8 protein-coding genes are annotated in these 12,593 nt (G+C 34.8%); 4 read left to right on the top strand and 4 right to left on the bottom strand.

Annotation, left to right across the window (positions count from 1 at the left end):
- Positions 1-37: 37 nt before the first annotated feature.
- Both EKM00_RS06795 and EKM00_RS06800 read right to left on the bottom strand, forming a co-directional pair.
- Positions 38-1,201: a RagB/SusD family nutrient uptake outer membrane protein gene (locus tag EKM00_RS06795; protein WP_233592250.1), complete on the bottom strand. Its 1,164-nt coding sequence runs from the start codon at positions 1,199-1,201 to the stop codon at positions 38-40.
- A gap of 239 nt (positions 1,202-1,440) precedes the next feature.
- Positions 1,441-4,491, bottom strand: coding sequence for a SusC/RagA family TonB-linked outer membrane protein (locus tag EKM00_RS06800; RefSeq protein WP_126515676.1), 3,051 nt, complete (start codon positions 4,489-4,491; stop codon positions 1,441-1,443).
- Positions 4,492-6,440: 1,949 nt separating this feature from the next.
- On the opposite strand from EKM00_RS06800, the gene EKM00_RS06810 reads away from it, so the two are divergent.
- Both EKM00_RS06810 and EKM00_RS06815 read left to right on the top strand, forming a co-directional pair.
- Positions 6,441-7,451 carry a hypothetical protein gene (locus EKM00_RS06810; RefSeq protein WP_126515678.1) on the top strand — a complete coding sequence of 337 codons (1,011 nt, stop codon included), beginning with the start codon at positions 6,441-6,443 and terminating at the stop codon, positions 7,449-7,451.
- A gap of 450 nt (positions 7,452-7,901) precedes the next feature.
- Positions 7,902-8,342, top strand: coding sequence for a hypothetical protein (locus EKM00_RS06815; RefSeq protein ID WP_126515679.1), 441 nt, complete (start codon positions 7,902-7,904; stop codon positions 8,340-8,342).
- A gap of 34 nt (positions 8,343-8,376) precedes the next feature.
- Here EKM00_RS06815 and istB read toward each other — a convergent pair whose 3' ends face one another.
- Positions 8,377-9,108, bottom strand: a complete 732-nt coding sequence (gene istB / locus EKM00_RS06820) for an IS21-like element helper ATPase IstB (RefSeq protein ID WP_126515680.1) — start codon at positions 9,106-9,108, stop codon at positions 8,377-8,379.
- 21 nt (positions 9,109-9,129) lie between these two features.
- Positions 9,130-10,662, bottom strand: a complete 1,533-nt coding sequence (istA, locus tag EKM00_RS06825; RefSeq protein WP_233592251.1) for an IS21 family transposase — start codon at positions 10,660-10,662, stop codon at positions 9,130-9,132.
- A gap of 199 nt (positions 10,663-10,861) precedes the next feature.
- On the opposite strand from istA, the gene EKM00_RS06830 reads away from it, so the two are divergent.
- Both EKM00_RS06830 and EKM00_RS06835 read left to right on the top strand, forming a co-directional pair.
- Positions 10,862-11,419 (top strand): hypothetical protein, encoded by a 558-nt coding sequence (locus EKM00_RS06830; protein WP_126515682.1) that lies wholly within the window; start codon positions 10,862-10,864, stop codon positions 11,417-11,419.
- A 182-nt stretch (positions 11,420-11,601) separates the two neighbouring features.
- The gene (locus tag EKM00_RS06835) at positions 11,602-12,588 is read left to right on the top strand and encodes a hypothetical protein (RefSeq protein WP_126515683.1); all 987 of its coding nucleotides are present in this window, start codon (positions 11,602-11,604) and stop codon (positions 12,586-12,588) included.
- The last annotated feature ends 5 nt before the right edge of the window (positions 12,589-12,593 follow it).

Below are 12,593 nucleotides of genomic sequence, written 5' to 3' on the forward strand. Positions count from 1 at the left end.
AAAAGAATGACGAAGTTTTTTCTTTCTCTGAACTATTCTAGTAACCATCATTTTGTGGGGCAAGATTTGGGTTTAACAACAATTCTTTTTGAGGTAGCGGAAGTAATCTATCTGTAGTATTCCAACCCAATTTCACAGGAGACAATGCAGTATCCAATAAGCCATTTCTTTTTAGGTCAAAGAAGCGGTGTCCAAATTCACAAAAAAGTTCCGTTTGGCGTTCCTTTAGCACGGCAGTGATAATTTCTGCACTAGTTGTTGCTGGTGTATCCCCTAAACCTGCTGTATTCCTTATCTTATTCAAATCTTCTTTAGCGCCAATCAAATCACCTTGCTGCGCTCTAGCTTCAGCACGAATCAGATACTGCTCAGCAAGTCGGAGCACAATCGAGTATTCTACAGAACTCCCCGTATTGGAAGACTCTTTATATTTATAAGCGTGAGACCAACTATTAACACCCGTTGTAATCATTTTTGTCCAGTGTACTTTTCTTTGATCATTAGCCTCAAACGCAGTAAGAATGGTCGGTGAAAGTGATGATGAAGGTGGCGGTCCGTTAAAAAACACAAATGTTTTAGCTTCCTTTGTATTGTCTCCCATCATAGCAGGCATCAATTGCCAAATCGTAGTTGTACTTTCTTTAAGGAAAATTTTATCAAGATCATTCTCCCATACATAAACATCTGTTTGGTTCAGAACGGCAGAAGCAGCATTGGAAGCCTGATCCCATAAATGGAGATAAAGGTTAACTCTCGCCAGCATGGCATAAGCCGCACAGCGGTTTGGCCTTACACGTTCTGAACTAATATAGGAGTCGGGCAAAAGTGCAATAGCCTGTTCAAGATCAGATTTAACTAAGAGTAGTGCATCATTTTCAGCAGTACGATGCGCAATGCGATTGGCTGCATAATTGGTAGTGCTAATATACGGCACACCACCAAAGGAATTTACCAAATAGAAATGAATCAACGCTCGTACAAAAAGAGCTTCACCTTTCAATTGGTTACGGTCAGGTTCTGGCAGAGAAACAGAATGATCCACACCCTCAATCACGGCATTGGCAGCATAAATTTGGCTATAGCTACTGTTCCATAATTGTGCTATTTCTGTTCCCGATGCTTGCAAAGCATTAGTACCGTAATTAAATGATAAACTACCTGGATTATAATAGGAGGTAAGTTCATCACTGTAGAGCCCCAACTGGTTCGAAAACCCTGTAAATAGGCCTGTAAATAGGCCATTATCGCGCATTTTTGTGTAAATATCAGTCATCGCGGCATTAGCGGTAAGACGGTCTTCAAAAACAGCATCAGCAGTAAGCTGTGAATCTGGAAGGTCAACTTCTGTGAAGCTATCGCAGCTTGTAAACAGTATAGCAATACTTATAATCAAAATAGGTAACATTGCTTTCTTTGATAGTATATTTTTCATGGCTTCAGTTAAAAAGTGATTTGTAATGTAGAAGTATAAACGCGTAAAGGAGGCATGAAACCTGCAGTCTTAAATTCAGGATCCCCTCCCTTATAAGAAGTGAGGACAAGTACATTTTGCCCCTGCACGCTCAGCTTGCAACTAAAGGATTTTGTCCATTGTTTCGGCAAATCGTAGGTCAGTGAAATATTCTTCAGCCTGATGTAAGAAGCATCCGCTATAACCGCATCACTTTGGGAGTAAAGAGTGTTTGCACGCTGGGCAGTAGGATTGATTCCTGTACTATAAAGCTGATTAGGACCTCTATCTCCCTGATTTTGCCAGTGAGACACAAATGATGCTGGCTGGTTCGACATGGTTCCCGGCAAAAGGGTTCCAAATGCTTCAGTATAGTTTTCCTGCTTAACAAACTGAAACAAAAAGTCCAGTTGCACCGCTCCGTACTTCAACTGGTTTTGCAATCCCCCATAAAACTTCGGATTCAGTTCTTTTACAAACCCCCTGTCATCATTAGCCGATAGTAGACCATCACCGTTTAAGTCCTCAAACTGATAAGTACCAGTCTGCGGGTCAAGACCAATATAATGGAATACCTTAACAATATTCAAAGGTTGACCAATGACAAATTGAGATTGGTAAGACGAACCTTTCAGATCCGGAAAAGAGAGCAGTTTATTCCTAGCACTAGTAAAATTGAAATTCGTTGTCCAACTCAATTTATCGCCTTGCAGGTTCAACGTACGTAAGGTCAATTCATAACCACTATTTTGTACTTCTGCGTCAAGATTTGCCTGTATCGAGTTAAATCCGGTAGTTCCTGGTAAAGGCACACCTAGTAATTGACTGCTCGAACGATTTCGGTACCAAGCCGCAGTCAAAAAAATACGGTCTTTCAAAAATCCTGTTTCTAGTGCTACTTCAAGTTTTCGGTTGGTTTCCCATCCAAAGTCCTTATTGAATAATCTTGTCGGTTGTAAACCGCTTATGCCTTCATAATTGCTACCAGATGTACTGTAGGTATCAAGATACTGATAGTCTCCTATCTGATCATTTCCAGTGGTACCATAACTGGCTCGTAGCTTTCCAAAACTGAGGAATTCTGCATGTTTTTTTATTATTGGTTCGTCACCGAAAAGCCATGATGCCCCAACAGCCCCAAAGCTTGCAAACCGGTTAGCAATCCCAAACCGGCTTGATCCATCTCTTCTACCCGTCATATTGATAATATAGCGGCCTTTCCAGTTAAAATTTGCCCTGCCAAAAAAAGCCTGGTATTTGTACATTGTTGCATCACTGTTCATAATGGAGAATAGGGATGCCGATGCCGGATTTTCAATTAGACCGTTGCTCGAAAATCCATAGCCCATATGCACAACTTGATTCGACATCTGCTGTTGAAAAGTGCTACCGGCAAGCAGATCTATCTTGACTTGGCCTGCTGTCAACTGGTAGTTAGCCTGCGGCTCAATAATCCACGAATTACGGCTTGTATTGTTTTCAAAAACCAGCGATGAGGAACTGTCTAAACCGTATGCGGGGTTATACATCGTTGAAGGCAACAGATTTAATTCTTTGTAACGCAAATCGCTGTAACCAAAACTCGATTTGAGTTCGAATCCTTTAAACAGAATGTAGGAGAGCAGTGAGTTAGCAATAAGGTCATTAGTTCTCCCTTTAAAGTCCGTCGCAAGTAATTGCAGCGGGTTTTCAAAAGTACCGTTTTCCCAATTCAAATTCCCTAAGACATCATAAAGCGAAGGCGCGTTGGGTGCTAAGCTTAGAGCTGTTCCCATAAAGTCAGCTGTCGGCATAGTATTGTTTTGTACCACATAACCCGTCGTAAAATTAATCCTGAACCGTTGGTCTTCCGACTCGTGATTAAGATTCAGGTGAACATTGCCTTTTTCGTACTTATAGTCACCCGGAAACACAGTAGTCTCTTTATTATAAGTACCATTTAATACAAATTGCGTTTGCTTTGAACCGCCTGACAATGAGGTTTGCATGGTATTAATACTGGAGTTTCCTCCCAATAATTCTTTTTGCCAGTTCGTATATCGGTTTTGATCCCATGTTCCGTTAATGTCATAGGCATTAGCCGGATAATCCGTCACGCCATCATTGGCATACGCTTCACGCCTCATTGCAAGGTACTCTTCGGTATTCATTAGCTTCATAAAGCGGGTGACATGGCCTGAACCACTAGAGACACTACCCGTGAATTTAGTTTTGCCTGCTTTTCCTCTTTTGGTGCTGATAAGCACAACACCATTGGCACCGCGCGACCCGTAAATAGCGGTTGCATCGGCATCTTTCAATACTTCTATACTTTCTATATCCCCAGGATTAATGCTATTTAACGGACTCGTTCTTCGTGGCAAATGTCCAGACGTAAAAAGGCTTCCAATGGGTTCAGAAGCATAAGGCACACCATCCACGATATACATGGGGCTATTACCATCAAACCGCAGGCTGTTTTGTCCCCGTATCTGGATATCAAATCCCCCACCTGGCATTCCCGTTGTCTGGGTAATATTAACCCCAGCCATCCTTCCCTGCATCGTAGCAAGCACATTTGTTACTGGTTGTGTTTCAATATCCTTAGCTGTAATACGGGCAATACTTCCGGTGCGCTCCTTTTCTTTGACAGAATAATAACCCGCATTGATGTGAACTTCCTGTAGTTGGGTAGCATCTTCTTGTAATTGTACGTTTAGTATTTTACGTCCGTCTATAGGTTCTGTAACGGTTACAAATCCCATAAAACTAAAGACTACTATATCGTCTGCTGATGCAGTTAGCCTATAGTTCCCGTTAAAGTCCGAAATAGTTCCCGCTGTAGCTTTTCCTTTTACGGAAATGGTCACACCGGCTAAAGGGTTTGTACCATCAGTGATAGTACCACTGACTTGCACTTGCTGTTGAGGTATAATTTTTTTTGTTACCGTCGCAAAAGCGGAAGGGTTGATTGTTGCGGCATGGGCAGGAAAATCGCATAAGCAAATTCCTAAAAGCAAAGGAATCGCCGGCCATCCCTTGTAAAATGAAAATATATTCATAATTTTGGTTTAGTTAAATGAAACGTTAGTTTTGTTAGCATTGGTCCTCTATGCAGTTGTCCAGACGGTTGGAGGGCCTTTTTTGTCATTGCGAAGAGTTGCGAGGCACTAAGCAAAGCACTCGAGCGAAGCGTTGCCTCTGTCATTGCGAGGCACGATGCAATCTCAATATTATTATTCTATCATAGGCATACTTTTTAATTAGATTTATATTCGATGTTATTGTCTCTATATTCTACGTTCTAAATTCTTTAACCCAATTCAAAATTTAAAATAATTAATAACCTCTATTCACCTGACGATGTGAATTTTAACATCAGTTCAGTTCACGCTATTATAACCATAAAACCACATGAACATCGTTGCTATAAAAAGTATAATTATTCCTATTTTTATTTGTTTGTAGTATTTCATAGTGAAAATTTAGATGTTGTAAATCCAGTTGTATTGCTAGGGTAATTTGGTGTTAGTACGTTATAAAGATTGAAGATAGATTTTTAGCATCAGCGTGCTCTTCCCTACAATTCAAAATTTACAATTCAAAATTCAAAATAACAATTCTTGCTTTTTTCTCAATCAAAAAAAAAAGAACCTGCACTGAAACACTAACTCAAAATAAAGAAACAGCACAGGCATTAAATAAATAGTATTTTTTTTTATTTCATAGTTATGGTTTTTTTAGCGGTTAAAACTGCTGCGAGACTATGAAAAAGGATGAAGCGATGCTGAGAAAATTAAGCTTAAGTAGTGCCTATTGAAAATAAAAAAGGCATGGAACTCAGCATAAACGTCTCTGGTACTTGGCATACCTACCACGAATAAGTGAGCCCACGCCTATAGACGTGAGCATCTTACTTATCATCTCGTGGTTTTAAACTGCCAAGTTTCGAGCCGAGATTCAAAGCGAATGCTTCAAATATTTTATATGAAGAGTCGCAAAAATACATTACATATTCGTAATGATAAAACAAATATAACAAAATACTTTGAAACGCGTACTAAAGTACGCGCTATTTTTTATTGATTGACTTTTCTTTGTTATTAATGACAGAGACTAGCAACATTATTTGTAACTATATTTTCAGTAACTGGATTCAGCCTTATAAATCTCAGAGGTCATTTGCATTGGATCATAATATTGAAGAAAGCATCGTTAGAAAAATTAAAAACACTTCGCTTAATATCGAAGGATCAAATTATAATATTCCTGTTAATACTCTTAAAAAAATTTGCGAATCAAGAAATATCAAGTTGTCGGAATTTTTTAAAATATTAGAATTATAGAAAATAATAAGATTATATAAAAAAGATGCTCAGAGAGGCATCTTTTTTATTTTTTAAAACTCCCAAATTGCATATTGAATTTTCCAAATTGCATATCGTATTAAAAATAAAAACACATATTTTGAACTTACTTAAAGATTCAAAATATGGAATGGTACGAAATTATAGGACTAATTATGATATGGATCTTAGGTCTTTATGTGAGAGGTAAATTTTATAAGCACTCGAAGAATAGGCATTATTATGATATTTGGAAGGATAGACGAAAGAAATGAAAAAAGATGCTGTGGTAAAATTAGCTTTCTATTGTATTTTCAATTTAAGTCAAAATATCACTAAATGTGGGTATTGTGACAATAGTTAAAAAAAACTTTATTTACGAACTAGAATATATAGCTTACTATATGGTAAAACTTTAAAAAAAAGCGTTACGATGTTATATACAAGTTGGCGGTCAGTTTAGCGCAGGTTCGGAAGATAAAAAAAGAATTCCAATTCATAAAATAATCGAAATAAAAAATAATTAAGTTTGCGTAAAAATTTTAAAAATGTATATCCCTAAATATTATTTACTCATATTTTTTTTAGTAATTTTTATAATTATACTATTAAAATATAAACTTAAACCTTATCTATCAATTTTAAGTGTTATAAAAAGATTCTTTGTGAATCATACATATATTTTATTATTGTTTTTTCCATTACTTATTATCCTTAATAAAAGTTTTATATCACCAAGTGAATATGAAAACAATGAATTTGTGAAGTTTATACTTAATAATGATTTTCTTAAAAATTTATCGTATGCTTTTGTTATAACAGGGAGTGGTATTGGAGCTGCTAAATATCTTGGAAATTTACATTATTTCAAAAACCAAATAGATAGTGTATTAAGTTCTGAAAAATTTAAAAATATACTATTTGAGCAAATATCTGAAGCAAATTTTTCTCCAGAATACCTTTCAAATTTAAGTAATATTGATAAAAAATGGAAAGCATTAACCTTGTGTAAGTATCAGAAAAAATTTCCTGAATTAATGCCTAAAATTGAACCACTTCTAGAAAACGAATTATTTAAAGATAATAACCTTGTTTGTTATTATAACAATTTTAGAATATTAATAGATATTGAATTATTAGAAAACAATATTGTAAAAGTTATCGAAAAAAACTTTTTTTACGTCAAGCCAACATCAAACGAAAAAGTACCTGTAACCTTCTCAATAAGCTCAATACCGGACGATTCAAATGAAAAAACATATACAAAATTAGATATAGAAAGTACAAAGATTGATAATGTTAGTTTAAAAGAGTTAAAAGCTTTAGATAATGACTGTTTAAAAGAAATTATTGATAATACAGTAGATAATAACAATCAAAATTACACACTTAATCTGGAAGGTAAAGATATTTATTACATTGAAAGAGTAATTGAAATGAGGCAAGATTTAAGTATAGACCGTCTATCTTCATTTTCAAGTAGTAAAATAATTGACCATTTGAATATTGAAATAAAAACTTGTAAAAAAACCGATATTTTTTTTAGCGGTGCTGAAAAAAATCAATTTAAAAAAGATAATTTTCAAAATAACAAAAACCATTATATTAAAGACAGTCCTTCTTTGCCAGGAGATATATATAATATTTTTATATTCAAAAAAGATGAGCGTATTTAATAAATTATATATATATTTGTCAAATAACTTTTAAAATAAAACATTATGAAAACAACTAAATCACTTACGCTAGGTAAAACAGGAGTTTAAATTAATTATAAATAAATAAAAAATGCCATTCTAAATTAGAGTGGCATTTTGCTTTATAATTAGGTTCACAGAATATAAAAAATAAAACCGAACCGCCAACAGCCATTTTGAGCTAGCTGGAATTTAGTGGAATTATCGTTTCGCATCAAGTTTTCGTTAAGCCGAAAACTGAGCATTTAAGAATTCCCCACCATCTCAAAGCAGCAAAACGTCAAACTGTCTAAAAACCTCCATTTTGAGTTTTTGTTCTCGGACTCCTATCTTTTAAAAATCTCAAATATGTAATTCTAAGAGAAGTATTTAAGGTTTTTAGACAAACTGACGTTAGCAGGCATTTAATCACAGCAACGAAAAATACTGATGAAATCCAATACAATCTTTGAAAAATATCGTGATAATCTAAATCTTCTAATTGATAATTTTCTGATAGATCCCAAATATAATGATTTAAAGAACCATTATTTATGTCCTATTTGTCTGAAAAAATACAAAAACATTGAAGGTGAAATTACATTAACATTGGAAGATGCTCCCCAAAAATCAATTGGAGGACGAAAAAACACATTAACCTGCAAGAAATGTAATAATGAAGCAGGAATTAAAATCGATCATCATCTGGTAAATAGATTGAATGAATTGGATAATTCAAAATTTTCACCAAATACTAATGTCCCTATTAAGACCTATATTGATGGCAAAATTTTTAATGCTTCGTTGAATATTGACGACAATGGCATAATTGACTATTCCGATGAAAGTGGACACCCTATTCCGGAGCAAAGTGGACAGTTGTTTTGCTGATGATTTCTTGGGTTAAAATTAGATAATTTTTTTACTATTTTTTCATTTTTTTTCTCATGGATTCTCCTTTGAGTTCAAAGCGTATTGCCGAGTGTATAATTCGATCCAAAATAGCATCGGCAATTGTCTTTTCTTCAATGAGATCATACCAGTTTTTCACCGGTAGTTGTGAGCAGAAAATTGTGGCTCTTTTTTGATTTCTATCCTCTACCAAATCCATCAATATCATTTGCTTTTCATTGCTGATGGCTTGCAATCCAAAGTCATCGATAATTAACAGATCGTGATTCTCAATTTTTATGAGTTCTCTAATGTAGGAACCATCAGCTTTTGCCATCATTAATTTTTGGAAGAGTTTGCCCAAATTGTAATAAAGTACTTTATATCCTTTGATGCAGCTTTGGTGTCCCAAGGCCGTTGCCAAAAAACTCTTTCCGGTTCCAGTACAACCTGTAATAATAACATTTTCATTTCGGTCAATAAAAGAGCAGTCCGATAAACGGCTCAGCAGATTCCGGTCGAGATTCCGGTCATCGGTATAGCTTATCTCCTCTAAAGATGCCTGATAATGGAACTTTGCATTTTTGAGTAACCGCTCGGTTCGGCTGTTGTTGCGCTGATTGTCCTCGGATTCAATGAGCCAGGCAATAAATTCATCGTTGCTAAAAGTGTCTTGATTTCTGGTTTCGAATGAGGATTCATACGCTCGTTTCATTCCCTTTAGACGCATTTTCTGCATCTTTTCGATAGTGGCATTGGTGTTCATATTTTGATTTGATTTAAAATGTTAAGCATAATATTTTGATCCTCTGATATTGTCATGATTAGAGATCGAGACGTTGAATAAATCCAGCTGTTCTTCTTCTTTATCAAGGCCTCTCTCTAAAATATTTTTGATAGAATTGTAGCTTACGGCATCGTAGCTCAGGGCGCGTTTGCAGGCATTGTTCAGGCGTTCTTTTCCTGTTTTGGTAGCCATGGCCAATATGCCCATGCAACTCTTATAACTCTGTTCTGGATACTGTTTTTTATCCAATATTTTCTCGATGTATTCCTTTGTCGAAGCGCCTATCTTTTGCGCCCAAGAGATAAAATATTCTGAACTCCAATCGGCATTGTAGGTATGATTCACAGGCATGTGCTCCTTTAGTGTCACATAATGATACCTTTTACGACTGCGCGGATGAAGCGCAATGCGGGATTGATTGTGATAGATTTCCACGACACTTTGAGTAAGGATCATTTTTACTTTCTTTCCAATGTAGGCATTGGGAACGCTGTAATAGTTTTTGTCGGATGAATAATAGACATGGCAATTCTTCTGTACCGTTGCCATTTTGTAGTCTCTGAGTTCATATTTCTCCAAAGGCAATGGCTTTAAAGCATCTTTCTCTATTTCTAAAAAAAGAGCGGTACGACTGTGTTGTTTTTTCTGAAAAGGGGTTTGATTGTAAATCAAAAGAAGCTCCTTTATAGCCAAATTTAATTCAGCAATACCATAAAATTCTTTATCCCTGAGAACTGCATGGATGCGAGTGTAAGTGATATTTACGGCACCTTCAACCAAGGATTTGTCCTTGGGTTTCAGGGCTCTGGCCGGCATGATGGAAGTATCATAATGCGAAGCAAAACAGGCGAACTGTTCGTTTATATGGGGTTCATATTTATTGGATTTTGTTACTGCTGATTTCAGGTTGTTGGGAATAATACAGGCTGGAACACCTCCCAGATAATGCAGACAATTTTGAACACTACCTATAAAATCAGGTATTTGTTGAGAAAAAGAGGCTTCTACGTAAGTATATTGGCTTGCGCCAAGGGTGGCAACAAAGACTTCCACGGGCTTTATTTCTCCTGTTTCCCTGTCAATGATATGGAGTTTCTTACCGGCATAATCAATGAAAAGTTTTTCCCCAGCCTTATGGGTAGTGGGCATATAACCCTGCGATTTCTGGTTCCATTTTTTGTAATGTTCACAGAATTGGCTGTACATAACCCCTTGTGGATGCTTTGTTTTGTATTCGCCCCAGAGTATATGGCGGGTAACTCCAACACGTTTTAATTCCTTTTCGAGATAAGGAAAAAAGGAGTATAAATCCTTATGAATCTGCTCTCTATTGGCAGGATTTAACTCATTGGAAACTTCAAAAAGTTCCGATAAATAGTTCTCTTTGAGTTCAAGGAGTTCCTTTAAGCAAATCCCAGAAGTTTCAATCACACCAAGATATTTGACGATGGTTGTTCTTGATTTTCCAATGCTTTTGGAAATTTGACTATTAGAAAGACCATTGGCTTTCATTCTGATGATTTCTCGTATCATAATTGATCCTATTGATTTATTGGCCATACTGATGTGATTAGATCACAAAGTAGGATAAAAAATCATCATCAAAACTGTCCAGTTTGAACCGGAATCAGGTGTTCACTTTGCTCCGGAATGGGGTGTTCACTTTGCTCCGGAATCACCTGTACAGTTTAAACCGGAATGGGGTGTTCAGTTTGACCCGGAATATCCAATAATGAAAATTACACATTTAAAAAAGAATAACAATCCAATCATACTTGCGGAAAACATTTCTGAACTTAAAAAAGATAAGATTGTTGATTATAGTTTTGTTACCAAAAATATAATCCCTGATAATTTAGATTTTGCAGTATTGAAAACTGCTTATATTATTCTTTTTCAATATATAGGTTATAAAATCATATTGACCGAAGATTACGATATTATTCGAAATCAAATTTTAAATCCAGAAGTTAGATTGCTCCCAAAAAACTTTTATTTTTTTTCTCACAAACCTTTTATGAATGATGGAGTTCATTTCATTTGTGAAAAAGGTTTAGAAATAATTTTAGTAATCTTTACCGCAAAAACCGACAAAAGTTCAAGAAATTTTTGTGTATTTTTACCCATTAAAAATAGGAATTATGGAGAGACTTTAGAAAAAATATTTAATAAAAAACAAAAAATCGGCGAAATACGTTTAAGTGCATTTCCAGAAAACATCAAAGCTGTAAATTATATTGATGATCTAGACAGAATAAAAAGATTAAATAACTGGCTAGAATCTCTATAAACATATACAAACAACTAAATTTTTCGTTGCATGTGTAGTACTAATAATGAGAGTTTTGATGAATGGAACCAGAGGAGTTTAAAAAGAGAAATAGTTAAAGTTTACATCCCTGTATATTTACTTTTTAATTAACAAAACAAAGTTCATTTGGAGGTTTTAGACTTACTGACGTTACAGGCAATATGAAAAATATCTTTGAAAATAACGACTATCGATACGGAATTGAGACCTTTCTATTGATGTACTTAAATCAATACCAATTAGTTTTGGGTGCTGATTTAGAAGATTATGCTAATAATCAAGAGTTATTTAATGACGAAAATCCTTGTAATATTTATTTTGTATTGAGAAGACCAAAAGTAACTGTTGACCCAACCTCTATTAAAATTGAAAAAAAAAGAGCACGTTTCAAGTTACTGATACACGTTAAAGAACAAATTAGCGAAGTAGATTTGTGTTGTGAATTCCCTAAAGCAAAATCAAAAATAGAATATTTCACTAAATATCCATACAATATTCTTGCCTTTCGAGACCAAAAACAAGCACTTATGGTCGCTAGACCAAGTACACTCTTGGATAGTAATTTAGTAATTGACAATATCAAAACTGAAGATTTGGATTATGAAATTTTATACATAGGTCAAGCTTACGGGAAAGACGGTAAAAGAACTGCTTTAGATAGATTATCTTCACATGAAACAGTACAAAAAATTTATACACACACTTCAAACCAACATCCAGATTCAGACATATGGATTATGTTAACAAATTTCACTCAACAGACTTTGATGGTTGCTGCGGGATTTGATTTAATAAAAGTAAGTGAAGAAGATTCAAAGTTAGAAAATGAAAAAATTGAACATCTTTTTGAAAATGATGGATTATTACTTTCTGATAAACAAAAAATAAACTTTACGGAAGCTGCGCTAATAAAATACTTTGAACCAAAGTACAACATTGAATTTAAAGACAATTTTCCTTCCTTAAAGCACAAATCATATTCCGAATGTTATAATTTAGACATTAAAGCACTTATAATAGAATTAGACACTTCAGAAATAATTAGAAAAATTTATACCGAAAAAACTGGAAGAAAACATCATCATCAAAAAATGTTTGAATTTAATTCTGACAAAGACAGAATGAGTTTATTGAAAATATTTGAATAAAATAC

The sequence above is a fragment of the Flavobacterium sp. RSP15 genome, from assembly GCF_003968755.1.
Lineage (GTDB): Bacteria > Bacteroidota > Bacteroidia > Flavobacteriales > Flavobacteriaceae > Flavobacterium.

Coding starts and splice junctions, on each gene's coding strand:
- EKM00_RS06835 (WP_126515683.1), top strand. CDS start 11,602: ATGAAAAATATCTTTGAAAATAACGACTATCGATACGGAATTGAGACC.
- EKM00_RS06815 (WP_126515679.1), top strand. CDS start 7,902: ATGAAATCCAATACAATCTTTGAAAAATATCGTGATAATCTAAATCTT.
- EKM00_RS06800 (WP_126515676.1), bottom strand. CDS start 4,491: ATGAATATATTTTCATTTTACAAGGGATGGCCGGCGATTCCTTTGCTT.
- istA (WP_233592251.1), bottom strand. CDS start 10,662: ATGATACGAGAAATCATCAGAATGAAAGCCAATGGTCTTTCTAATAGT.
- istB (WP_126515680.1), bottom strand. CDS start 9,108: ATGAACACCAATGCCACTATCGAAAAGATGCAGAAAATGCGTCTAAAG.
- EKM00_RS06830 (WP_126515682.1), top strand. CDS start 10,862: ATGAAAATTACACATTTAAAAAAGAATAACAATCCAATCATACTTGCG.